Below are 25,585 nucleotides of genomic sequence, written 5' to 3'. Positions count from 1 at the left end.
TATTCATCTCTGTATTCTCTCCCTCTGCGTTCTCTGCGCCCTCTGCGGTTAAATCATTCCGATGCAACCGGAAACGATATCAAGCGGTTTATGCTATGGTGGGATTCATTCAGGGCGATCGCTCGATCTGGTAGAGTTTGAGATGGAAAGGGCGATCGTATCCCTCGATCGAGCGATCGCCTGTGATTCCATTGTGGCTAGATAAAATTCATTTCAAGAATAGCCAAGATATTAGCAGACTAGAGCAATCCCAAAAAACATCTAACAAATTTGGCAAAGGTGTGGGATAAATTGTAAGGTAAAGGTTTTGAGGGTATAAGGAAATCGTATGGCGAGGCAAAAAAAACCTGACCAAAGAGCGATCGGGCAATACAACCACGAAAACCAACAAAGAGTCAATAACCCACCCGTCGGACTGGTTACGCCAGACACCGATCCAGATGGGGATAGCAAACAATATGCCTACGATCCTCATCTTGACCCTCAGTTAGTTTGGGCTGGCAAAGCAGAACATACTAGCTTTGAAGTCCCTACAGTCTCGCTTCACGTTCACGAACGCATCGATCCGCGCAGCATCATTGAAGCAGTGCGGAAGCAAAATCAAAGTCAGGGTGTACAGTTATCTCTATCTCTGTTTGAGCAACCAGAGGAAAATCCACCGATTCGACAGGCGATCGAGTTTTACAAGCACAAGCATAATTGGAGTAACCGCTTAGTTGCTGGAGACTCGCTGTTAGTGATGAATTCCCTATTAGAAAAAGAGGGAATGGCGGGACAAGTGCAGATGATTTATTTCGATCCGCCCTATGGGATTAAATATGGTTCAAATTTTCAGCCATTTGTGAATAAGCGGGATGTGAAAGATGGGAAAGATGAGGATTTGACTCAAGAACCGGAAACGATTAAAGCGTTTCGGGATACTTGGGAATTGGGGATTCATTCTTATTTGACTTATTTAAGAGATAGATTGTTGTTGGCGAGAGAGTTATTATCTGAAACTGGTAGTATTCTTGTGCAAATTTCTGATGAGAATGTGCATCATGTTACAGAGTTAATGGATGAAATTATTGGGTCTAAAAACCGGATATCTTTAATTAGTTTTTTAAGGGGAGGTGCTAATACAAATACTATAGGACTACCATCAGTTAATGACTTTTTATTGTGGTATGCCAAAGATTATAATCAGGTCAAGATTAATCCCTTGCTTATTAATGATGGGGGATGGGCATCGAGATCGCAAGATTTATGGGTAGAAAAAGAAGGAGAAAAAAACCGCATAACTAGCCTTCTTGAAGCCCCAAAAAAATCATTTATTTTTACACATCGAGCTTTAGAATCTGCTAGAAGCACGGGTAGTGAATTAAATAAATTTACAATTAAGTTTGAAGAAAAAGAGTTTAAGCCAAAACGGGGTTGGTCAACGACACCTGATGGAATTAATAGATTAGCACAAGCGAATCGGTTATTGACATTAGGCAATAGCTTAAGATTTATTGTTTATTTATCAGATTTCCCCTTTTCCACACTGACTAATAACTGGACAGATACAATTGAAAGTGGATTTGCTTCTCACAAAATATATGCTGTACAAACAGCAACTAAAGTCATTCAACGCTGTATTTTAATGACCACCGATCCAGGCGATTTAGTTCTCGACATCACCTGCGGTAGCGGCACAACTGCCTACGTTGCGGAACAATGGGGACGCAGATGGATTACTTGCGATACCTCAAGAGTAGCAGTAACCCTAGCCAAACAACGCTTGATGACCGCCACCTTTGACTATTACCAGTTAGCAAAACCACAAGAAGGCGTAAGCGGTAAATTTCAATACAAAACCGTCCCTCACATCACCCTAAAATCGATTGCCAATAACCCAGAAATTCGGGAAGGCATGAACCGCATAGAAATCGAACAAGCTATTAATAAATATGCAGGCCAAGAAACCCTCTACGACCAACCCTTGATAGATAAATCCAGAGTCAGAGTTACAGGCCCATTTACAGTTGAAGCAGTCCCCGCCCCCATAGTCAAACCAATTGAGGATGTTATCAATCCACCCGTTGCTGACCAATCAATTGCCCGTTCTGGCGAAACTCTGCGGCAATCAGAATGGCGTGATGAAATGCTAAAAACAGGAATTCGCGGTAAAAACGGGCAATACATCCTGTTTTCGCGAGTCGAAGCTTTACCCGGTACTCGCTGGCTTCATGCCGATGCCGAAACTAAACCTAACGATTTGGGAGCCAATACCGTCAAAGAATCTGGCGGCACTTATGATAAACCGATGCGAGTTGTGATTTCTTTCGGCCCAGAACACGCACCCCTAGAACAACGCCAAGTCACTCAAGCTATTGAAGAAGCACAAACTTTAGTACCCAAACCTAAATTAATTATCTTTGCCGCCTTTCAATTTGACCCTGAAGCGGCCAAAGACATCGACGAAACCAACTGGCCCGGTGTCACGCTTCTGAAAGCACAAATGAACATGGATATGCAGACAGAAGACCTTAAGAAAAAACGCGCTAGTAACGATAGCTTCTGGCTGATGGGTCAACCAGATGTCGCCCTCCGCCGCATTGATAAAGGCGAAAATAAAGATAAGTGGGAAGTAGAAGTTTTTGGCTTCGATTACTACAACACCAAGACTGGAAATATCGAGTCTGGCAGCGTTGAAAAAATTGCCGTATGGATGTTAGATACCGATTATGATGGCAGAAGCGTTTTCCCGCGTCAGGTTTTCTTCCCAATGGCAGGAGAAAAAGATGCTTGGTCGCGTCTAGCCCGCAATCTGAAAGCCGAAATTGACGAGGATTTAATTGAGTCCTATCAAGGGACGGTATCATTGCCCTTTGAAATCGGCGAGTATCAGCGTGTTGCTGTCAAAATTGTGGACGATAGAGGCATTGAGAGTTTGAAAATTATCCGGTTAACGGCATAATTTTCATTATTTATCACAATTCAAACCTTAAGCAACAAATGGAGGAATAAACCATGCTAATAGAAGAATATTTTGAGTTTTTAGCCGATGATGACATTCGAGTAAAAGGGACAAGAGTGGGAATAGAAAGCATCCTCTATGAATATATTTATCAGCAACGTTCTCCCGAAGAAATTTTAAAACATTTTTACACTTTGACCCTCGATCAAATTTATGCGACCATCCTGTATTATTTAAACAATAAAGCACTCTTAGATAAATATATCGAAGACTGGCTAGAATGGTCGCACCAACAACGAAAAGCCCAAGAATTAAACCCTCACCCAGCTTCGGTCAGGCTCCAAAAAATCAAGGAAGAAAGAAATAAAAACAATGGCGCTCAAGTATCTCATGGATGAAAATATTGACCCGATTTATCCTACTCAAATTCGGAGCAAACAAGTAGAATTAATTATTCGGGTCATTGGCGAACCTTTTATCCCAGCGAAAGGAACTAAAGACCCAGAGATTTTAGAATGGTGTGAAAAATATGATTTTATTTTAGTCACGAATAACCGGAAATCTATGCCTGTTCACTTAAACGATCATTTACAAGCAAATCATCATATTCCTGGGATATTTATTTTAAATGCTAATTTAAGCGTTGGGCAAAACATAGATGAATTAATTTTGATAGCTGAATGTTCTTTTGTCAATGAATATCAAGATCAAATTATTCATCTACCTATCACTAAAGAGGTTTCCTGATGACTCAAGCTATACCCAAGTTAATAACTTTTGATGACTTCCTGGAATGGAAGCCAGAAAAAGGACACCATGAACTACATAACGGAGTTATTGTTGAAATGCCCAATCCAACTGGTAAACACTCAGCGATTGCCGGTTTTCAGTCGCTCGAATTGGGCTTTGAAATCAGGCGATTGCAACTTCCTTACTTTATTCCCAAGGAATGTACAATTAAATTTAGCGATAACTCTGGCTACGATCCTGATGTAATTGTATTAGATAAACAAGCTCTAGAAGCCAATGAGTCTCGATGGGAAAGAGAATCAGTTATTACTCAGGGAGATTCCGTAAAATTAGTGGTTGAAGTGGTCAGCACAAATTGGCGTGATGATTATGCCCACAAAATGATTGATTATGAAGCATTAGGCATTCCTGAATATTGGATTGTAGATTATTTGGGTTTAGGTGGTAGCCGTTATATTGGTTCTCCGAAACAGCCTACTTTATCGGTATATCAGTTAGTAGATGGTGAGTATCAAATTAAGCTGTTTCGGGGAGATAAAAGGGTTGAATCAGCGGTATTCCCAGAGTTGAATTTGACCGCAAACCAAATTTTTAATGGGGGTAATTATTCAGACGATAAATCTTATTTAGGACTTGCACAGGGGGTGTGAGAAACCGGGTTTCTTGTCAGGGGATGACGCTGAAAGCTAGGTTTTCGTCCAATAAGGTTCAGTTAAAACTATTTATTCCTCGGAGATCCGCCTAAATCCCCCTTAAGAAGGGGAGTAGGGGTTGACTTTGAATAAGTTCTTGTCCCCCCCTTGTAGGGGCGGTGCCCCCGTGCCCGCCCTTGGCTAGGGGGGATCGAGCTTAACCCAAGCGTATTGGGTTTTCGTCAAGAAACCCGGTTTCTTTGATTTTTTACTATACCATCAACTCAAATTGAATAAAAAAAATTAACCTAGCAAAAATTATGTCATCACAAACTACAATTAATCAACTCATCATTAATTCCCCCTACAAAGAACCCCAACAATATTGGCACTACGATCGCACTTCTCGCCTGTTTAATCTTGCAGAAGGAAGAAGACCCGCAGGCTATATTATCGCTTCCGAAAGCTCCAAAACCTTCGACGATCCAGGCAAATTTGTCGAAATTCCTCTAGTTAACCAAATCCGTCCCCGCGTCAAAGCTTGGTGCAATGAGGGACACCCCGGAGTTACAGGCGTTACCAAACGTCTGCTAGAACACTGGCACAACTCCGAAGAACGCGATTTTCCCTTCTTTTTCTGTCAATTAGAAGCCATAGAAACCCTAATCTGGCTAACAGAATCCCCCCCGTCTGAAAAAGTTGGTATCGACATTCCTTCCGATGGGGGAAACTTCAAACGCCTGTGTTCCAAAATGGCAACAGGTTCCGGCAAAACAATCGTCATGGCGATGTTAATTGCATGGCAAATTCTGAATAAAGTTACCTATCCCCAAGACTCCCGCTTTTCCAAATCTATTTTTGTCATAGCCCCCGGACTTACAGTTAAGAATCGTCTGCAAGTTCTGCTTCCCTCTGCTGAAAATAGCTACTACGAAATTTTCAATATTGTTCCTCTGGGCTTATTCGATCAACTTCGTCAAGGCAAAGTTTTAATCCGTAACTGGCACACCCTCAATTGGGAAACAGAGGAACAAATTAAAAAGAAAAAAGGAGTTGATAAACGTGGTGCAAAAAGTAATGAAGCCTACGCAAGGGAGGTTTTAGGTGAACTTGGCAACTCCAGCAACATAGTTGTCATCAACGACGAAGCACACCACGCATGGCGCATTCCTGCTGAATCCAAAGTTAAAGGTATCAGCAAAGAAGACTTAGATGAGGCAACCAAGTGGGTTGGTGGGTGCGATCGCATCCACCAAGCTAGAAAAATCCTCACCTGCTTTGACTTCTCCGCCACACCCTTCGCCCCGTCTGGTAAAAAGAGTTCAGAAGAAGCTCTCTTCGGCTGGATTGTCAGTGATTTTGGCTTAAATGATGCGATCGAATCTGGCTTAGTCAAGACTCCCCGCGTTGTGATTCGCGACGATGCAAGACTCAACGTGCAAGATTTCAAATCCCGCCTTTACCATCTTTATCGAGATCCAGAAGTTTACGATGATGTAAATCGTAAAGCCAAGCCCAATGAATCGCTTCCTGATTTGCTCAACAACGGCTACCTCTTACTCGGAAAAGATTGGCTGGAAACTGCGAAAGCATGGAAAGAATCTGGGCATAAAGTTCCACCAGCAATGATTTCGATCGCCAACCGTACCGAAACTGCTGCCCGAATCAAATATGCCTTTGACCACAACAAAATTCAGGTCGAAGAACTCTGCATTCCAGAATACACATTACACATAGATTCTAACGTTCTGAAAATGGCAGAATCCCAAGAGGAAAGCACTGAGATACAAGACACAAACCCAGAAACTGCCGAAGATGATAACTCTGATGATGAGCCTATTCGCAAACTTTCTAAGAAAGAACAGGCAGAACTTTTACGGCAAATGGTGGATACGGTTGGTCAAGTTGGGAAGCCTGGAGAACAGATTCAAAATGTCATCTCAGTTGGGATGCTGTCTGAAGGCTGGGACGCTAAAACTGTAACGCATATTATGGGGATTCGCGCATTCACCAGCCAACTTCTCTGCGAACAAGTTGTAGGTAGAGGTTTACGGAGAACTACTTACGACATCAACCCAGAAACAAACCTACTTGAAGCCGAATATGTTAATATTTTTGGTGTTCCTTTTACCTTTCTTCCCCACGAATCCGATGAAGGAACTCCGCCTCCGCCCCCGACTCCTAAAACTGAAATTAAACCCGATCCAGAAAAGCAGCAGTTTGAAATCAGTTTTCCAAATATCGTTCGCATTGATTACATTTATAAACCAGAACTCAAACTCGATTTGAGCCAGGTTAAACCTTTGAAGTTAAATGCCTCTGACAATATTACCCTAGCAGACCTCGCTCCCAGTGTCGATGGCAAACCAGATGTCACGAAAATAAAGGCGATCGATCTCGAAGATTTAGGTCGCAAACAGCGGATGCAAAAAATCACTTTTGAGGTTGCTAGAGATATCTTTGACCAGATGAAACCTGGCTGGAAAGGTAATCGAGAATACTTACTAGCAAAACTGATTCAATTAGTCGAACAATTCATCCACTCAGATTTTATCCAAATTACTCCGCCATTGTTCAATCGAGACGAAATTCGACGGCGTATCCTGATCACTCTTAATCTGAGAAAAATTGTTCAACACATCTGGAACGCTATTTATTTAGAAAATACAGAAAGAATTGAACCAGTTTTTGATCCAGTTCATCCAATCCGATCTACAGGTGATATGCGTTCCTGGTACACAGGTAAACCTTGTGAGTACACTTGTAAATCTCACATCAACTGCTGCGTCTTTGACAGTACATGGGAAGCCAGCGAAGCCTACGAACTCGATCGAGAAAGAAACGCTCATATTGTAGATGCTTGGGTGAAAAACGATCACCTTGGATTTGAGATTCTCTATATTTTTGGCGGAGTTGTTCGGAAATATCGCCCCGACTTTATAGTTCGTCTGAAAAATGGCAATTTTTTGATTCTAGAAACTAAAGGAAAACAAACTCGTCAAGATGAGGCTAAATGGGTATTTCTCGATCAGTGGATTAAAGCTGTTAACCAGCATGGTGGTTTTGGTTATTGGCAGTATGATGTATCCACAAATCCGGCTGATGTTCGATTAATCTTGGAAAAAGCTGCATTTCAGTTGAGATAAAGTTACTATAATATACCGTCCGGGGATGAGTAGACCCGACACCTACCCACAAACTATGCAACCCATCCAAATTACCACATTCCAAGCTTTGTGGCGCAGCTTGGGCCTGATAATCAAAGCCGCACCAATAGAACTCCGCAATTTAATATTACTCAACATTATTCGCGGTGCTGCCCCATCTGCCGTCCTATTTTTAGATAAATTAATCATTGATGAAGTATCTCGGTTGCTGTCGCAAACCCAAACAGCACAGCCCTTTGCTTTGATGCTTTCCCGGCCAATATTGCTGTGGAGTATTGCCGGAGTCTTAAGTCTCAAGTTAATCGGCGACTCTCTCGAAACAATGAGTTCTTTTGCAGCGACATCTTTGCGCGATCGCGTTCAAGGCTTTGTCGAAGGAAAAGTCCTGGAAAAAGTCGCTAATTTCGACGATATTGCCCTGTTTGAAAACCCGGAACTATTAAATATAGTAGAACTAGCAAAAACCGGAGTATTTAAGATACAGCAACTAGCATTTACCATCAGCATGACCATCACGGGAATTTTTATATTTATTCCATCGATAGGCCTTGCTGCTGCGATAGCTTGGTGGGTGCCAGTGGTGATGTTGATTTCATCCTGTCCCTCAATTTACATCCAAAGAAAATATAGCAAAATCATCTGGAGAGTTCAAAGAAAGCAAGCTAAAATCAGCCGCGAGATGAACTTGTCCGCTAGAGTATTGACGGGCGAAGAATATGCTAAAGAATTGCGTTTGTTTGGCTTGCAGGAACTTTGGCTCAAACGCTGGCAGGAGCAGTTTTTGCAATTTTTTAGCGAGATGCAGCAAATCCGAAAAAAAGGAGCAATTGTTTTACTTTTGTGGTCAGTGTTTAGTAGAATCGGAGTAGCTTTGCCATTTGTTTATGTGGTAATGGGAGCTTTGGGTGGTCGCTATACTTTGGGAGATTTGGCGCTGTATTCGGGTTTGATTGTTCAGGTGGAGCAAAGTTTGCAGTTACTTATAGGCAATTATGCTAATTTGTACGATATTTCCCTCGGTGTTACTCCGATTTTTCAACTTTTGGAACTCCAACCAGAATTGCAGTCTCCGCTTGGGGATGTAGCATCTCGCCTGCCTAGCTTACCAGAAGACGGGCTAGATTCCCGCCCCACAAAAGATAAAATTGGCATCGAAATTAAGCATTTATCTTTCTGTTATCCCGGTAGCAATAAAAGCACCGTTGAAGATATCAACTTAACCATTAATCCGGGGGAAATGCTAGTGCTTGTTGGTGAAAATGGCGCGGGTAAAACAACTCTTGGCAAACTCCTCGGTCGCCTGTACGACCCGACAAGTGGTATGATCGACTGGAATGGCAAAGATTTGCGATCGTACTCTCTAGCATACGTGCGATCGCGCATCGCCGTCGTCATGCAAGATTACGCCCGTTTCCCCTCGACAGTTCGCGAAAACGTCGGTTTCGGCGACTTGCTTTCACTGTCAGATGACACCGCAATTAACGAAGCTATTTCCGAAGCAGGAATTAGCGCCAAAGTCAATAGTCTTTCCGCAGGTTTAGAGACACCGTTGGGGAAACAATTAGAAGACGGCATAGACTTATCGGGGGGACAGTGGCAAAGAATTGCGATCGCCCGCGCCTTAATGCGGCTTTCTACAGCCGAAGTGCTAATTTTTGACGAACCAACCGCCGCCCTAGACCCCAAGACAGAACACGAAATTTACAGCATCTTCCGCCAAATAGCCGCCGGGAAAACAACAATAGTCATCAGTCACCGATTGGGATTAGCAAAAATTGCCGATCGTATCGCCGTGATGGAAAACGGTAAAATAGCAGAAATAGGAACTCACGACGAATTGATAGCATCAAACGGAATTTACTGCTCAATGTTCACCCGTCAAGCTAGCAGCTATATTTAGTCATTAGTCATTAGTCAGCAGTCATTAGTCAGCAGTCAGCAGTCAGCAGTCAACCGTCAACCGTCAACCGTCAACCGTCAACCGTCAACCGTCAACCGTCAACCGTTGACTATCTCCCCGTCAACGTATCCGCATAAGGATCGGGCAAAGCTTGCTGCACTTCCAAAAGCGGCAAAGGATCTCCAGTCAACGGTTGGCTAATCAAATTTTTTTTTACCCCATCCCCCTTGCGATCGCGCTCTTGCAAAAGCGATAATTCCTCTTGATAAACCGCAAGAATCCGCGCCAAACTCGCCGCCAAATCATCCCAATTCTCATCTCCTCCCAACTTCTCAGAAATTCCCTCAAATAACTCTCCCGCTTGCCTTTTTTGAACATAAGCTTTCAAAAGCTTTCCCGACTTTTGCAAAACAGCCTGATAAATATCCCCATCAGACCACCACAGCCCCTGTTGACTCAGCAGCCAAGTCAAAATATACTCGCGAGCGTGTTGCTCTTTCACCCAGGCCGCGAGATACTGCAAATCTTCCATAGTTACAACAGTCTCCTAAATTTTCCTCAAAATGTCCGCTTATCTGTATCTATCGTTACTGCGATCGACATAATACCTGCCTTATCATCACCTGCCCGCGTCATTAATATCCCTTAAATCTTAAAAAAACCCTACTGATTTACCAAACAGCAATTCTGAGAATATAAAAATAAACCTAAACCTCCTAGGTCTATTGTCCAATACTTTTAGTCCACCGGAAAGCGGTACACCCCGCCTCGCTTTCCTCTCTCGCAAACCTATCATCAAGCGGGAACAACCAGCGGGTTATTAGCATGACAAAGCAAAATTTTGGTTTAATCGGTCTAGCAGTGATGGGCGAAAACCTAGCGCTCAACGTCGAAAGCAGAGGCTTCTCCGTGGCTGTGTACAACCGCACAGCAGCCAAAACCGACGACTTCATGGCCCAACGCGCCCCCGGCAAGAACATTGTAGCCGCCAAGACTCTGACAGAATTCGTCGATGCCCTAGAAACCCCGCGCCGAATCTTAGTCATGGTGCAAGCTGGGAAACCCGTAGATGCGGTCATCGACCAGCTCAAACCCATGCTGTCACCGGGCGACATGATTATTGACGGCGGCAACTCGCTCTACGACGACACCGAACGCCGCACCAAAGATTTAGAATCGATCGGACTGGGATTTGTTGGCATGGGCATCAGCGGTGGCGAAGAAGGCGCGCTGAATGGTGCTAGCTTGATGCCCGGTGGCACCCGCACTGCTTACGGTCTACTAGAGCCAATTCTCACCAAAATTGCGGCTCAAGTAGATGATGGCCCCTGCGTCACATTCATCGGCCCTGGTGGCGCCGGCCACTACGTGAAAATGGTTCACAACGGCATTGAGTACGGGGATATGCAGCTCATTGCTGAAGCCTACGATTTGCTCAAAAACGTTGGTGGATTGAACGGCCAGCAGTTGCAGGAAGTTTTTGCCGAATGGAATACCACAGACGAACTAAACTCGTTTTTGATTGAAATTACGGCTAACATTTTCAAGTACATTGACCCGGAAACTAAGCAACCCTTAGTAGAGGTAATTATGGACGCAGCCGGTCAAAAAGGCACCGGCCGCTGGACGGTAATGAGTGCTTTGGAATTGGGCGTGAGCATTCCCACAATTATCGCTGCTGTGAATGCGAGAATCATGTCTTCTTACAAAGACGAGCGCATCAAAGCTTCCCAAGAACTAACCGGGCCTAGCGGCAAGTACGAAGGGGATACTAAAGAGTTTGTGAACAAAGTCCGGGATGCGCTTTACTGCTCGAAGATTTGCTCCTACGCGCAAGGTATGGCACTTTTGAGCGCGGCCTCGAAGTCGTACAACTATGACTTAAGTTTGAGCGAAATTTCCCGAATTTGGAAGGGTGGCTGTATTATTCGGGCTGGCTTTTTGGACAAGATTAAAACAGCTTTCAAAGACGACCCTACGCTGCCAAATTTGCTGTTAGCGCCGGAGTTCAAACAGAGCATTCTCGATCGCCAATCAGCTTGGCGAGACGTGTTAGCTACTGCTTGCCAACTGGGGATTGCAGTGCCAGCATTTAGCGCCTCGCTGGACTATTTCGACAGCTACCGCCGCGAAAGATTGCCGCAAAACCTCACGCAAGCTCAGCGTGATTATTTCGGGGCTCACACCTACGAACGCACCGACAAACCGCGCGGTGAATTCTTCCACTCCGAGTGGACGCAGACTGCTAAAGAGTCGCTGCAAACTGGTAGTACGGACTAATTAGTTTTTGTAGGGTGCGTTTCGGCGCACCTTACTAATTATTCTGGGGTTGCAAATTGTTTTGACGTTTGTTTTTGAGATAGCTTTTAATATATTCGTCGTTAAAGAGCGATCGGGCGATCGCCTAACTGTGTCAATAATACTTGAACTTGAGTGCAGACAAAAAGCCCCAGTCCAAGGTCAGGGTCTTAAAAGAAGAGGATTTTACGTTTAATTTATCAGTAATTAAGATCACAATGTGCTTGTGATCTTGGGAGATAACTATACTGAGTAAATCTGGTATAATAAATAATCCTTTTAAATCAATGTAATATTATGTGGCCTTTTATAGTAGGAGGCGCTGCCGTTGCAGTTGCTATTGCAAAATCGGTAGTTGATAGATGGAAAGAAGAAGAGAAAGAAGAAGAGAGAAAAGAAGAAGAGGAAAAAAAACGTTTATTAGACAGTGGCATTTTGGAAGTAGATGAAATGACAGGAAAAGAGTTTGAAAGATTTCTCGATGTCCATTTTAGAAATTTTGGTTATGGTGTTACTTTAACTCAAGATAGTCAAGATTATGGGGCGGATTTAATTTTATACAAAGATGGATTAAAAACCGTGGTTCAAGCGAAAAGAAGCAAAAATCCGGTTGGGATTAAAGCAGTTCAAGAAGTAGCAGGAGCCGTCAGACATTACAAAGGAAATAAAGGAAGAGTCATCACCAACAACAGATTTACAGAAAATGCTTACAACCTTGCTGAATCTAACGACGTAGAGTTATGGGATAGAAAAAGGCTCATCGAATTCATCCTGACAGCTAAGAAGTGTAAATAATTGATCTACCCAAGTAAGTTATATATAAAAGATGCACTGCTTTCTCAGTATCTTTAATTTCACTTATTCATCATGTTACAAATTTCTAATACTGTGTTCATTCCTGATGGCGAAATCGAGATTAGTGCGATTCGCTCTCAAGGCGCGGGGGGACAAAATGTAAATAAGGTGGCGAGTGCGATTCACTTGCGCTTTGATATCCCCGCTTCCTCATTGCCCGATCGCTACAAGGAGCGGTTGTTGCAAATCAACGACCAGCGCATCACCTCCGAAGGTGTGATTGTCATCAAAGCCCAGGAACACCGCAGCCAGGAACAAAACCGGGAGGAGGCTTTGAGACGGCTGCAAGAACTCATTAAAAGTGCGATCGTCATACCGAAAAGGCGCAAACCCAGCAAAGCAACTCGTAGTTCCCAGCGCAAGCGTCTCGATAGCAAAACCAAGCGAGGGCAGATTAAAGCTTTGAGAGGGAAAGTCACGGATTGATCGATGAAAGGTCGATCGGGCTTCTGAGTTTTTAGTTATAGCCTTAGTATTTTCCGGGCTTGGGTGGATGACTCAAGCGCCTTTCCCTAGACATTTCCGAACCCCAGCAGGTTAGTTGTCGTTCGGCGAGGGCTCACGACTTGGTAAGTCATCGGGAATTTTAGTTACGTCTAATCCTAAAAGCTCAAACATAGTTTTTAGAGAAACCTGGTATAGGTTAGCCATAGCAAGTATGTTTTCAGCATTAGGTAGAGCCTTGCCTAATTCCCAGTCAGCTTGTCTTCGCTCGGAAATTCCGATTTTTTCTTTGACTTGAGGGCGTGTTAGTCCAGCTTGTTCTCTGAGTAGTCTCAATGGAGACTTCTCCTTTTCTTGTAAATCTTCTTCTATCATAGGACGAAATATTCATGATGTAAACGTCTTGACAAAAACTTGAATAAGACGTAAACTTCATGTTGGTAGGCAAAAGAAAGGCCGCTCAACGAGCCTCCTTTCGTCAAAATGCAGGTTTGAAGAACCGCCTTATTTGTTGTGTCTATCAATTATGCCTGCATACCCAAGCGTATTTTCGGGGCAAGGGCGCATACCTCAAGCCTCTTTTCGTCAACGCCGAGGAGGTGATGCCATGTAAAAGGTCGATCAACCTCACAGGACAGTTTAAAATTGTATCAAATATCAAGACCATGATTTAGCTCTGTTTGTTAGCTGTTCCTCGGCGGAACGTAATCATCAACAAGTCCTGAAACATCTAGCCCGATCGAGTGACAGAACTGTTTCAAGCTAATATTTAGGGCTGTACAGATGGCTATTGCAGTATCAACTCTGGGTTTTTGTTTTCTTTTTTCTATTGAATACAAAGTATCTTCAGAGACTTTCCCCGTCAGTTGCTGGCTAAGCTCTCGGCGACTAAAGCCCCTGTATTCTCTAATTTCTGCAAGGCTCATTTCGTATAAATCCCGTACTTCTTGATTCATGGTGCAGAATGTTTCGTAGTTTACCCTTGACAAAAGCCTTAATTTTGACTAAACTACGAATAACGACATAGCAAAGCGGTTGGGCGAGCCTCCTTTCGTCAAAATGCAGGTTTGAAGAACCGCCTCATTTTTCGTGTCTATCAATAGTGCTTGCATACCCAAGCGTATTTTCGGGGGTTGGGCGCATACCTCAAGCCCCTTTTTCTCAACGCCGAGGAGGTGATGCCATGTAAAAGGTCGATCGACCTCACAAGAGTGCCCAACTCAAGATTGTATCAGCAGTAATAATTTTTTAACTGTTGGTTTAATTTAATTGCTAATTCGGCCCAAAGCTCTCTGGAAGTTCATCGATTTTTTCTATTTTTAGTTCTCGGCAAATAGCTTTCAACTGAAAGAGAGAAAATTTTGGTTCTGTGGCTCCAGATATCCATCTATGATACGTGGCCCGGGGAATCCCGCATCTAAAAGCAAACTCATCTTGTGATAAGTCTGTTTTGTTGATTCTTAGGGCTTCCAATGGTGAATTGCCCTCCTGTCTTCGTTCTTTTCTTGATGACATTGTAACATAAATCTCAAATTGAGATGTCATAGTTGACGAAATTTAAATCGACATCTCATAATGAGACACAAGTGACAGAACAAAAGCTGGTCGGTCAGGCCGAACAGCCAAAACCTGCAGTTTTGAATAACCGCCTTGAGGTGATGCGATGTAAAAGGTCGATCGACCTCACAGGACAACCCAACTCAAAATTGTATCAAAGATCCAGACCAAAACTTCTACTTTGCGATCGCACAACTTCCGTGCTATCGTGCCCTTTCTCGAACCATTCCAGATCATGTCCACATCAATTGACAACTTCTACCTAGGCGATGTCGCCTCCAACTTTCACTTTGCAGGCCCGCTGCTAGACTTTGAAGAAGAAATCCAGAGTCAATCTCCCTTTCACGATTTAGACTACCTGACAGGCGAAATTAAAAGGGGATTCCTAGACTACGTGCGTCAAGGAATCATGCTGGACGCGATCCGAAAGCTGCGATTGTACAAAGACAAGTTCAAAACTTTTAAAAGTTACTGCGAACAAGCATTAGGTCGGCAGTATTTTTACTGCACACAAATTATCAAAGCTGCGAGCATTTGCCTGCGCTTAATTAAAGCAGGATTTGAGATTTTGCCTAGCTGCGTTGCTCAAGTTGTCCCTTTGTTCAAACACGCAATTACCGACCAATATGGCGACTGTCGTTTACAGGAAAAGTGGCAAGAAGTTGTGGATGTCATACCAAAAGAAAGGATTACCGCAGTAACTATTGCCGAAACCGTTGACAACAATCCCAACCTCCGGCTCAAACAAATTCGCATTAAAACCGACACCTACGCCCTTTTAACGAAAAAAGCAGCCGCAGCCGGACTGTCAATTTCGGAATTTTTGGCAAGGTTGGTTGGCGAATACAATCCCAGAAATTCAGACCAGCCAGCGGAACATACTCCCGAACAAGAGGAGATTTTAGACCAATTAGACGCGGAGTTTAAGAAGCCGGCCACGGAACAGACTGCAACTTCTGCCCCAGGAAAAGTTAAGTCTAAAGGTTTTGGAGTGAAAGTTGAGCCTAAAGGTGGTAAAACGGAAGTGAAAGCGAAAACTTCGGAAAGGGAAGTTAAGGCAAAAACTTCGGAAGGTGAAGTTAAGTTAAAAAATCGGCAAACTGAAATCAAAGCCGAGAAACAGTCGAATTCATTTAATGAGAAAAATCATGAAGTCATCTGCCCAAAATCCTATCATGCGTCAACTGAAATTAATGGAGGCTCAACTGAACGAAATTCAGTGCCACCTTATTAAAGCCAGTGTGTTGAATTGGTGGCAAATAGTTTTGCCTGACGGTCAGAAAATTGCGATCGAGCACGCGGGCGGCGGACACTGGATTTTTCGGGCTAACGGGCTTGAGAAATTTCATCCAGAAGTGCGGCTAGCGGTGTTAAGGGCGATCGCCGAAGGCTGTCGCCGATAAGTTACGGGTAAGGACACGGCATCACAGCCGTGTCCCGGAAGGGGCTGGTAGGCGATCGATCTGATTTCATATCATTTGGGGATGCAGGGGGGCGATCGTTTATACTGGTTGAAAGTCGGATTGTCGATCGGCTTGTAGGGCGCTTTGGGCACGGCCAAAAAGCCTTGGACGTAGAGCGCCCCCTCAATAGCTAAGGCTGCCTTACAAGCGTTGTCAAAGCAAGTTTTAGCTTGGCTTTTGATCGGGGTCGCGATTTCTATCTATCGCGCCTCATCTAACAGTTCGGTCATGAGGTTTTCTGTCGATATCACTCAGTATTAGTTTAATATCATATCCCCAACTCATGTTTGAGAGTTTTTACTGCATCAATTGCTTCTTGAATTTCGCGATCGTAAGTTTGGGTAATTCGTGCATGATTTAGAGGGTTCATAATTAATGAACGATATAATTCAATATTTTGTTTGCAGGTTAAACTTACAAACTCCGTGTTATCCTGTTTCTTGTAGGCGATCATTGGTTGCCAAAAGTCATCTGTTGTTAATTTTTTAGACTCTTCTTGATATTTTACCTTTAAGTAATGCTTATCACAGAATTTTTTGAGGATGACTTCAAAGGCGGTACGCAAATATACAGCGGATGCTTTGAGATCCGGAGCTTGAGGAGGAATCGGGGTGAGATATTGTTGAGCTTTGTCTAAATAATCAGTGTCTTGCTTCCAGACAGGAATTTCTAAATCATCTGTAATTTTTCCGCAATAAAGTTCCTGAAAAACCCATTTGTTACCCTCAAATCTCTGTTTAAGAATTTCATACCACTCCCGATCGTAGGTCATCAAAAATATTTGGTAATCGCTGAATTGATCTTTGATAATATCAATTAAAGGGAGGCGATTAGACATATCTAAGCCAATAAAAATATCATCTAAGGCGAGTAGTTTGAGTTGGGGTTTCGGTGCTACGAGGAGAGAGCTAAAATAAAGCGCGATCGCAATAGCAGAGAGTTTTGCTTCATTCAGGAAGTGATGTGGACTAGATATTTCGCGTTCTAGGAACTTAATTTTTAATAAAATCTTCCGATTGTCAATACAATTTTCTTTTTGGTCGTCTCTATATTTGGCTGTGTTATCAAAAGTAATGCCTTGAAAATGTAAAGAAATGACAATTTTATAGCCAAAGTATTCCATCAGTTGTGTAGCTTTTTGCTCTAACTCGTTGAGCTTGGCGCGTAGTCCTTGATTAAAGATTTGGCTTTCGGCTTCAAAAATAGCAATTTTGCGCTTGTGATTTTTTTGTTTTGGAACAATTGCTAGTAAGTCTCTCCAGTTATCAGGAAAGGTTTTTTGCAGAGGATGAAGGTCATTAATACACTGTCCTAACAGGCTATGAACTAATAGCTCAAAAATATTGACTTCGGACTCTTTGTGATGGATAAAATGAACTTCAAGTAAACGTTTATAGTCTAGGATACCTTTAGCTTGAGATGCGGCAATTATGTCTGGATCGTTGGTAGTGCGGGTGGTAGATGACCACTCGTGAACAATTTGGGCGGTATGCAGGTTTTGTCGCAAAAAGAATTTGATATAGCCTTCGTCAGTTTCCGGTGCAAAGATATTTTTATAGTGCTGAAACTCTAGATTATTATTAATTCCAGATTCAAGCAGATACTGAAGTGCTAATAAAAGGGAGGATTTACCGCTACCATTTTCACCATAAATCAGTAAGTTTTGTTGACCACGTTTTCCAACTTTTGCTAATTCGACAATATGATGATTGTAGAAAGCACGAAAATTTTTAATCTCAACTTTAATAATTCTCATCCTAAACCTCTAATAATCCGCACGACTTCTAAACTATTCAAAAAATAAATATTAACCCGAATCGGATGCTCAGAGTCAAATATTCGTTTAAAGATTTGTCTCAGCACTGGCATTTTATCACCTTTGATGGTATCGAAAGCGGGAAGATTTTCCGATAACACATGACTCATGAAGTATTTGTCATGGCTGTGCAATTCTTCCGGTAAATATAACTCCATCACCAGCGCATCAACAACTTGCTCAAAATAACTCAGCATCAGTTTGTCTTCTGCTGTTTCTACCATCTTTTCGCCATGACTAGGAATATCTTTGAGTTCGGCGGTGAGGTAGATTATGTAATTAACTAGGGTTTCAATTAATTCAGGGCGCTCTGATTTGACTATAGGTAGTTTTGAAACGTACATCGGCTTGAACTCATAGAAACCTCCTTGTTTTGAAGCAGCAGTATTTTGGATAAACCACCACATCAGTTGTGAATTGAGGATACCAAGAACATAACAAACATCTTCTATAACACAAATAGAAGTTTTATCATTGCTGAAATAACCGACAAAATCAGCAGCATATTCAACATTTTGAGTAATTGCAGGAATAATAATCTTAGGCTGCTCAAATTCTTGCCAATATTTACATGAGCGCAACTCCCAAAAATACTTCCCCTGATCTTCTCTTTTGATTAAAGAATCTCTAAATTGCTGAAAATGTTTATAAATAGCTGGGTAGGTTTTCGCAAAGACTTTTTCCGCTTCTGAGTTTGCTTTATTTGACCACGGGTGTTTTTTATTTTCAGATGACTCGATCTTAATTAAATATTGATCGGCAAAATTTACACTCCATCTTTTAACATCCCTTCCACGCAAAAAAGGTTTGAGAACTTCCGCCGATGATGGATGTTCAGCAATTAGCCTATCTCGCGTTTCTCTATCCACCACAAATGCTTCGTTAAAACCAGTTTTAATACCGTAATAAAATCTGCCATTCACATATTCCCCTAGCGGTGTACCAGTTGTTCGCAGTTTTCCCAACAAATTGAGAACAGTTGACGACTCTAGCCGCCAACCATCAGCAGTCAACTCCTTTTGTGCCATCAAAAAGCTCTGATTTTCAAACACGAAAGCAAACTGATCGACAGGTTGCCCTAATTCCCAATTTAAAACGCGAGTTTGATGATTTTTAGGCTGTTCTTTACTAGCAATAATGATGCTAGGGTAAGCAATAGCCGTAAAAATCGGTGCATCACCAAAATCAATTAATTGCTGAATAGTCGATTCCTTAGCTAAAAACTTACGCAGCTTTTCCCCGTAACCAGAGCGAAAATATTTATTTGATGAGATGTAGCAGAGAATACCTTGATTTTTCAGGAGCTTTAACCCTTGCTCATAAAAATAAACATACAAATCAGCTACACCTGTATAACAATCATACTGACTTTTAAAGATGGGTTTAAACTCTTTAATTTGTTCTTGGCGCACATAGGGCGGATTGCCAATACAAATATCAAAACCATCACCTAGCCCAAACATCCATTCTGAATCAAAGAAATCAGCCACAGCATTTTGCTCGTAAGGCTTCCAATTAGCCAACTTTGCCGCACTTTCACTCGGAAAGCCACCACTTTTAAGAATCTCACTAATCTGATGACGAACTTGATCATCTAATTCTCGATACTTAGCCTTAGTTTTAGGAGTACGAGCCATAAAATAACTTTTGCGAACCTCTGCTAATTCCTTTTCCTTTTGTTCAATGCGAGGATCACGTAAAGTAAAATCAGCAGCCCCTTTAATTCCAATCAAAGCATTAGCCGCCACAAACTTAGTTTCCAAATTCGGTAAAGGACGTACACCCCGATTTTCCTGAGAATTATCAATATTTTGGTGAACAATCAGCGAAATGAAAAACCTTAACTTAGAAATCTGGATAGCCACCGGCTGAATATCTACCCCATAAATGCAGTTTTCAATTAAATATAACTTCCGTCCATAATCCAACTCATTATGCTCAAAAGCTTGCTCAATATCCTCAATTACCTTTTCTCGAATCGTGCCATCAGGAATCTCACTAGCCTTAGATATTTGCTTTTCCTTCCATCTGCCATTTTGCGGGTCAAGCTTACTCAGAATATACACCAACTTATGCAAAATACCCATCGGAAAAGCACCCGAACCGCAAGCCGGGTCGAGAATTTTCAAATTATCAATCGCCTCAATCAATCCTGATACTTCTGTATCTGTAAACTGATGCGACTGATTATTATAAGCAAACAGATGGCGCAACCTTTGATTCACTTCTTTTTCTCCACTGAGTGAAGTCAATTTACCTTCCAAACAAGCAATTAATGCCTCATCTACCATGTAATCAACAATTTCACGCGGCGTATAAAAAGATCCGGTTTGCTTCCTAGCAGTTGTATTCGTTTCCGGGTTATAAGCAGCGAGTAAATTTTCAAACACCTTCCCTAACAACTCAGGATCAAGGGCAATTTCTTCCTCAATCGGGGTATTTTCAGTAACAGTAAACTTATAACTATGAAAAATATTAATTAAACCTCGCACCGTATAGCGCTTGTTTTTTGTCCCGTAAACATCATTCAGATCAATTTGTTGAGCGGATTCACTAAAAAATAGACAATTAGGAATATTTAGCCGATTATCCTGACGTTCCGAAAAACCATCAATGCGGACAATTTGTTTAGGCTGATATTGATCGGGTTTATCCAAACATTCAAATAAACCACCATTCAGAAAAGGAATATTATCAAACAATCTGAGTATCGCTGGGGAATCGTAAAAATAATCCTCATAGCGATAGACATTATGCACCATGTAATTTTGGTCACGTCCCCCTGCTTGCTTCGCCTTATTTCTAAACTTACGATTATCAGGTTTACTAGGAGTATTCATCTCCTGATTCAGCGTTGCAAAGAATAAATTTTGCAAAATCGCTTTATAATAAGTGCTTTCTGTCGGTTCATTGGACTTGATTAATTGCTGTACCCTTTGATAGTTAAACAAATCATCTGGTACCAACCCTTTTTCCTTGAGAAACCAAACAAAAATCAATCTCGTAATTAAACGAATAACGCTAGTAGCATTACGAATCTCGACATTTCCCCCCGCACCTTCGGGAAAAGTAACATTTTGTACCGCCCAAAAATACCAGTTAGCTACTTCTTTGAAAAACCGTTTATTTAGTTCAGAAGTATCAAGAGTTTTCTGCCAAGCCTCATGTAATTGGTCAAAGTTGGTAAATTGATACTGTTTAAACAACTGAGGTAATGAAAGGTCAAAAAGTATTTCAATATGAGCGCGATGGGGCTGAAAAATATTAATACTTTTAATTAAAGTGATTTTTTCTAAAACATCCTTAGAAGTTTCTCGTTTATTAGGACGGCGGTTAATTATCGACAAAGTAAAACACTCACCATGTCGGAATAAAACCATAATCGGAATATCAGATTGACGGTTAACTTCGCGAGTAATATCCGATAGCTGACTGCGTGTGTAATCATTCTCGCGCAGCTCAACCGCCAAGAAAATATAAGATTGCAGATAATTTTTATCTATGTTACTAGAAAATCCTAATTGACCATTGGATTTAATCTCATCTTCAGTTAGTTGAAACAAAAAATCAACGGACTTCCATTGAGATAAACTGGCCCGTTGCTGGTTGATATCCCCAAATCCAAAAGTATCGATAAAATCTTCAGGGTGATTGCTATCTAACTCAAATTTTCTTTGCGTCGTATATCCTAGAGTTTGGAATAATAGCTCTAGCTTCTGGGCTGCATTACCCGCAGCTAAATTTTGGATAGATTTCGCAATTTTATCTTTCATGTGTTGTTCATTCATCTTTAATACTCCACTATAGAGGTATTGGTGTCTAGTAGGTAAATCATCTAGCGAAAGTATGCTATGGCCTATTTCAACAATTCTCATAGGCGGTAATAAATTCTTCTCTAGTGATTCCTGATTGAGTACAAATTAACCTAAGTGTTGAACCTTTGATTTGATTATGATTTGGTAATGTCAAAGGTGTTGTTGTCCCATCATCATTCATGCGAATCATAGAAATATGTTCCTTTTCTCGAATGATTTGGAAACCCAAAATTTCTAAAGTTTTAATAACTTTAGATTTGGGAATATCTTTAGGAAATTTTGTCATGCTATACTCATCTCTGTTAGAAAGACTTCCGACAATGGAAAATCTGACTCTATCACATCACTACCAAAAGTTTCGATATGAAACTGGAGTGCAGATTTGACATCGGTTAGTGCTTCTTCATATGTGTTGCCTTCACCAACGACAACGCCTGTGATGCCTAGTGGATAAGCAACATAGCCATCAGAATGTTTTTCGACAATGATTTTGATAGTTGACATAGATTACCTCTTTTCAGTAAATAACATTTTGATTTTATCCCCAATATTACAATCAAAATTTGGGATAGATTAGGCTATTTTATCTTTCATCTCTCGTTCATTCATCTTTAATCACCAACCATGTAATTAAATCGAAATCAGTTTTGCTTGTCACCTGTTTTTTGTGTTCTGGCATTACCGCACCTTTACCAGACTTAAACAAATTACTACCTAACCGCTTTTTAAAAGTCCGAGTAATCGAATCAACTGCCCTCTCAAGCAAATCGTTATAAACACTCATATCTTCCCCGTTATTGGTCTGGTTGTCAAACAAATTACACAACGAGTCATAAGCTTGCGCCTGATTCGCACATAACAACCGAAACATCTCTAAAATCTGCTTAGGTTGAGCAAAACTGAAACGTACTACCTGATCCTCTCTAATATACACCAGAAAGTACGGTTGCAGAGGATTAACCTGCTCATTTCCCGAAGTATCACCTTTCTGTTTTAAACAAAAAATTACTCCTGGTGCAATTATCGGATTTTCAGACGCTGGTGGAACGACTGCATAAATACCCAAAGGTGCATCTTCTAGCTGTTTCTGGTTCCTTTGCAAGTAATTACTTAGTTCAATGCGAAAGTCATCTAAGGTAAACTCATTGAGGGCAACGCTTTCGTTGAAATCCTCTAAATCTAATACCTCATTCTGCAATCGTAATAACTGTTTATCTCTATATTTTAAATCCGTTTGAATTAACTCTTCAATTTCATCCGGTTCCAGCAAGTTGTCTTCAAAGGTAGCGGCAATATCTACCAACGCCATCCTTGCTTCTACTCGATTTTTGAGATTGATGTATTTATTTAAGTCATCAGTAGGCCAGAAATTCACTAACTGTACTGTATGGTTAACACTACCGATACGGTCAATCCGTCCAAAACGCTGAATGATTCTGACTGGATTCCAATGAATATCGTAATTAACTAGATAATCGCAATCCTGTAAATTTTGCCCTTCAGAAATACAATCTGTCGCAATCAATAAATCAATCTCTCCATCTTGGGGCATAGATGGCATCTTGTCGCGCTTTTTGGAAATGGGAGAGAAATTAGTCAGAATTTGATTGAACTCATTCTTGCCAAATGTGGTTTTATTTCGGCCAGTTCCCCCAACTACTAAAGCTATGTTAATATTGAGCTTAGAAGTTGCGATCCATTCGTGCAAAGCCTGATAAAGATACTCTGCTGTATCGGCAAAAGCAGTAAATACCAAAACTTTACGGTTAGGTTGATTTTGTTTATTAATTGTTGGCTGTTTTACTTTGTTTTGAATCAAGTTTTTCAAATCGGCTAACTTGGCATCCCGTGTTTCATCAACCTGCAAAGCTGAATTATAAAGAATCTTGAGTTGTTGCTTATCCTCTGCTAAATCTTTTAACCATTCATCAGTATCAAGATGTGCCATCTTAAAAGTAAACCTGGAACCAACCTCGATAGCTGCTTGTAGTTCTTCATCATCAATATCTTCAAGATTTAACTGATTAAACTCAATATTCTGGTTTTGATCTCGAAACTGCTTAAAGGTTTTAATTCGTTCCTGTAAATCTGCAATTTTAGCGATAGTCCTTGCCATCGTAATTGCAAAGGATGTCACCGAACTTTCCAGCCGTTTAAGAAAGTTAACTTTCATCATCCCGATGAGGAAATATTCGCGTACACTCTGCTTAAATCTTTGTCCTGATTTATGTTCGTATTCTTCTCTGTACTGCGGCAAAACATATTTAGAAGGGTTAAATAATGACAATTGATAATTAGAAATTTCATCATTGAGTTTGTCGTAGGACATAAACTTACCTTTCAAATCAATTGTTGGAAAGATAGACAAGGGTTTTATCCTAATTGGGAAGCCGCCTAATTGCTCTACAACATCTTTATAATATTTTTGAATATGTTTGCGAGAACGAGCTATGGTTAATTCGTCAAGCAGTTTAAAAAAACCAGAATCAAGGGAATTTAAGAGTTCGCTAGTTATGCGAATACTCTTTTTTGACCAAGTGGTAAAAGCTCGTTGAGCGCTAGCTAGAGTATCTTTCAGACTAACTACACCAATTGATGCTTGAAAAGCATCATCCTTGCCTTCAGTGATAAATTCAAGCTGATGTCTTAAATCAGTCAGGTTATTGTTAACAGGAGTAGCAGAGAGTAAGAGAACCTTGGTTTTAATGCCAGCTTTAATAATGTCATCCATCAGTCGCTCATAACGACTTTTACGAATTATATTTCCATCTTCATCTCGCTTACCCTTAGTGTTGTTGCGGAAATTATGGGACTCATCAATTACTACTAGGTCATAATTTCCCCAGTTAAGAGTCCCTAAATCTGTATCACCGGATTTGCCAGACTCACGACTTAAATCTGTGTGAGATAAGACTGTATAATTAAAGCGATCGCTAACAAATGGATTTACTTCACTATTATTCTGTGCGTGATAGATTGTCCAGTTTTCGCGTAATTTTTTTGGACATAACACTAAAACTCTATAGTTCAGGATTTCAAAATATTTAATAACTGCTAAGGCTTCATAGGTTTTTCCTAAACCCACACTATCGGCAATAATACAACCATTGTGGGTGCGAATTTTATTAATTGCTCCTATTACGCCATGTTTTTGAAATTCCAATAAAGTATTCCATATGGTAGTATCAACTAGCTGGTTGCTTTCACTGAACAATCCCGCGTCTTGTTGGTCGGCTAAAAATTTTTCAAAGATATGAAATAGGGTTTTGTAGTAAACCAGTTCTGGGGTGGAGTTAGTATATAATTGTTCTAAATAAAACAAGACATCTGCTTTAATATCTTTGACCAATTCTTCATTGTTCCAAATTTGGTCAAACCAAACTTTGAAATCATAAGTGTCTTCTATGCTACTGACGATTAAATTTAATTCAATATTGTTGATATTGTTAGACAATCCTAAGCCTTTTATGGTAAAATTAGAACTTCCCATAATCGCGGATGGAACTCGATAAATGGTTGTCGATCCATCGGGTCTGATGTCCTGTACTTCATTGTCAATATGATAGAGTTTTCCGTGCAAGAAGTTAGACTTTGCGATCGATTTTATCTCTACTTTTTCTCTAATCCAGTCAGCACAATCTTTCGCTAAACGTTTTTGTTGAAGCTGCTTTTGGAGGGTTAACCCTTCTCGATCGATTAAGAAGGCTTTGGTTTCATTTCTGTGAGGATCGAGAACAAAAGTTGGTTCGCCAAACAGGAATTGTAATTTTTCAATTTTCAATAGCTGTTCTTTCAGCTCTTCAAAAGCATAAATTGTAAAATAAGCTGAAACAATTGATAAGCGGGAACCTTCTTTGATTGTAAATCTTAAAAATTCACCAACACACCCCCGTGTGTGGTTATCTTTAATGCCTGAATATGATAAGGAAAAAATCGAACGGGGCATA

Annotated in this window: 21 protein-coding genes; 12 read left to right on the top strand and 9 right to left on the bottom strand. The window is 41.1% G+C overall.

Annotated elements, in window-relative coordinates:
- The first annotated feature begins 61 nt into the window (after positions 1-61).
- From QUA16_RS07435 to QUA16_RS07405, 7 genes are all read left to right on the top strand, one after another.
- On the top strand, positions 62-205 hold the full coding sequence (locus QUA16_RS07435; protein ID WP_333102651.1) for a hypothetical protein: 144 nt from the start codon (positions 62-64) through the stop codon (positions 203-205).
- A gap of 123 nt (positions 206-328) precedes the next feature.
- A complete protein-coding gene (locus QUA16_RS07430) occupies positions 329-2,941 on the top strand; it encodes a site-specific DNA-methyltransferase (protein ID WP_333102652.1) in 2,613 nt (870 codons plus the stop codon).
- Positions 2,942-2,994: 53 nt separating this feature from the next.
- Positions 2,995-3,339: a DUF433 domain-containing protein gene (locus QUA16_RS07425; RefSeq protein WP_333102653.1), complete on the top strand. Its 345-nt coding sequence runs from the start codon at positions 2,995-2,997 to the stop codon at positions 3,337-3,339.
- Positions 3,314-3,688, top strand: coding sequence for a DUF5615 family PIN-like protein (locus QUA16_RS07420; RefSeq protein WP_333181071.1), 375 nt, complete (start codon positions 3,314-3,316; stop codon positions 3,686-3,688). The genes QUA16_RS07425 and QUA16_RS07420 overlap by 26 nt, the downstream gene beginning before the upstream one ends.
- Positions 3,688-4,341 carry a Uma2 family endonuclease gene (locus QUA16_RS07415; protein WP_333102655.1) on the top strand — a complete coding sequence of 218 codons (654 nt, stop codon included), beginning with the start codon at positions 3,688-3,690 and terminating at the stop codon, positions 4,339-4,341. The genes QUA16_RS07420 and QUA16_RS07415 overlap by 1 nt, the downstream gene beginning before the upstream one ends.
- 302 nt (positions 4,342-4,643) lie before the next feature.
- On the top strand, positions 4,644-7,469 hold the full coding sequence (locus QUA16_RS07410) for a BPTD_3080 family restriction endonuclease (protein ID WP_333102656.1): 2,826 nt from the start codon (positions 4,644-4,646) through the stop codon (positions 7,467-7,469).
- A gap of 55 nt (positions 7,470-7,524) precedes the next feature.
- Positions 7,525-9,390, top strand: a complete 1,866-nt coding sequence (locus QUA16_RS07405; RefSeq protein WP_333102657.1) for an ABC transporter ATP-binding protein — start codon at positions 7,525-7,527, stop codon at positions 9,388-9,390.
- 109 nt (positions 9,391-9,499) lie between these two features.
- On the opposite strand, the gene QUA16_RS07400 is transcribed toward QUA16_RS07405, so the two are convergent.
- Positions 9,500-9,922 carry a hypothetical protein gene (locus tag QUA16_RS07400; protein ID WP_333102658.1) on the bottom strand — a complete coding sequence of 141 codons (423 nt, stop codon included), beginning with the start codon at positions 9,920-9,922 and terminating at the stop codon, positions 9,500-9,502.
- A 293-nt stretch (positions 9,923-10,215) separates the two neighbouring features.
- On the opposite strand from QUA16_RS07400, the gene gnd reads away from it, so the two are divergent.
- The 3 genes from gnd to arfB all read left to right on the top strand — a co-directional run bounded on the left by gnd (position 10,216) and on the right by arfB (position 12,969).
- Positions 10,216-11,670 (top strand): decarboxylating NADP(+)-dependent phosphogluconate dehydrogenase, encoded by a 1,455-nt coding sequence (gene gnd, locus QUA16_RS07395; protein WP_333102659.1) that lies wholly within the window; start codon positions 10,216-10,218, stop codon positions 11,668-11,670.
- 315 nt (positions 11,671-11,985) lie between these two features.
- Positions 11,986-12,483 (top strand): restriction endonuclease, encoded by a 498-nt coding sequence (locus QUA16_RS07390; RefSeq protein WP_333102660.1) that lies wholly within the window; start codon positions 11,986-11,988, stop codon positions 12,481-12,483.
- Positions 12,484-12,555: 72 nt separating this feature from the next.
- Positions 12,556-12,969: an alternative ribosome rescue aminoacyl-tRNA hydrolase ArfB gene (gene arfB / locus QUA16_RS07385; RefSeq protein WP_333102661.1), complete on the top strand. Its 414-nt coding sequence runs from the start codon at positions 12,556-12,558 to the stop codon at positions 12,967-12,969.
- A gap of 111 nt (positions 12,970-13,080) precedes the next feature.
- On the opposite strand, the gene QUA16_RS07380 is transcribed toward arfB, so the two are convergent.
- The 3 genes from QUA16_RS07380 to QUA16_RS07370 form a co-directional block, all read right to left on the bottom strand.
- Complete coding sequence (locus tag QUA16_RS07380) at positions 13,081-13,362, bottom strand: helix-turn-helix transcriptional regulator (protein WP_333102662.1); 282 nt, start codon at positions 13,360-13,362, stop codon at positions 13,081-13,083.
- Between the two features lie 308 nt (positions 13,363-13,670).
- A complete protein-coding gene (locus QUA16_RS07375) occupies positions 13,671-13,943 on the bottom strand; it encodes a helix-turn-helix domain-containing protein (protein WP_190732404.1) in 273 nt (90 codons plus the stop codon).
- Positions 13,944-14,259: 316 nt separating this feature from the next.
- Positions 14,260-14,532: a helix-turn-helix transcriptional regulator gene (locus tag QUA16_RS07370; RefSeq protein ID WP_333038831.1), complete on the bottom strand. Its 273-nt coding sequence runs from the start codon at positions 14,530-14,532 to the stop codon at positions 14,260-14,262.
- A gap of 247 nt (positions 14,533-14,779) precedes the next feature.
- Here QUA16_RS07370 and QUA16_RS07365 point away from each other — a divergent pair, with 247 nt between their 5' ends.
- Together QUA16_RS07365 and QUA16_RS07360 are read left to right on the top strand one after the other, a co-directional pair.
- Positions 14,780-15,778, top strand: coding sequence for a hypothetical protein (locus QUA16_RS07365; protein ID WP_333102663.1), 999 nt, complete (start codon positions 14,780-14,782; stop codon positions 15,776-15,778).
- Complete coding sequence (locus QUA16_RS07360) at positions 15,720-15,947, top strand: hypothetical protein (RefSeq protein WP_333181070.1); 228 nt, start codon at positions 15,720-15,722, stop codon at positions 15,945-15,947. The genes QUA16_RS07365 and QUA16_RS07360 overlap by 59 nt, the downstream gene beginning before the upstream one ends.
- A 328-nt stretch (positions 15,948-16,275) precedes the next feature.
- Here the strand turns inward: QUA16_RS07360 and QUA16_RS07355 are convergent, their stop codons facing one another.
- The 5 genes from QUA16_RS07355 to QUA16_RS07335 all read right to left on the bottom strand — a co-directional run bounded on the left by QUA16_RS07355 (position 16,276) and on the right by QUA16_RS07335 (position 25,584).
- Positions 16,276-17,763, bottom strand: coding sequence for an AAA family ATPase (locus QUA16_RS07355; RefSeq protein ID WP_333102664.1), 1,488 nt, complete (start codon positions 17,761-17,763; stop codon positions 16,276-16,278).
- Positions 17,760-21,611, bottom strand: a complete 3,852-nt coding sequence (locus QUA16_RS07350) for an Eco57I restriction-modification methylase domain-containing protein (protein WP_333102665.1) — start codon at positions 21,609-21,611, stop codon at positions 17,760-17,762. The genes QUA16_RS07355 and QUA16_RS07350 overlap by 4 nt, the downstream gene beginning before the upstream one ends.
- Positions 21,612-21,684: 73 nt before the next feature.
- Positions 21,685-21,924: a type II toxin-antitoxin system HicA family toxin gene (locus QUA16_RS07345; protein WP_333102666.1), complete on the bottom strand. Its 240-nt coding sequence runs from the start codon at positions 21,922-21,924 to the stop codon at positions 21,685-21,687.
- Positions 21,921-22,142, bottom strand: coding sequence for a type II toxin-antitoxin system HicB family antitoxin (locus QUA16_RS07340; protein WP_333102667.1), 222 nt, complete (start codon positions 22,140-22,142; stop codon positions 21,921-21,923). The genes QUA16_RS07345 and QUA16_RS07340 overlap by 4 nt, the downstream gene beginning before the upstream one ends.
- Positions 22,143-22,239: 97 nt before the next feature.
- Positions 22,240-25,584, bottom strand: a complete 3,345-nt coding sequence (locus tag QUA16_RS07335) for a helicase-related protein (RefSeq protein WP_333102668.1) — start codon at positions 25,582-25,584, stop codon at positions 22,240-22,242.
- Position 25,585 lies beyond the last annotated feature (1 nt).

Origin of the sequence: Microcoleus sp. S13_C3 (genome assembly GCF_036700905.1) — a bacterium.
In the GTDB taxonomy this organism is placed as follows: Bacteria; Cyanobacteriota; Cyanobacteriia; order Cyanobacteriales; family Microcoleaceae; genus Microcoleus.
The sequence above is the reverse complement of the archived record's forward strand: the minus strand, read 5'-3'. Positions and strand labels throughout refer to the sequence as shown.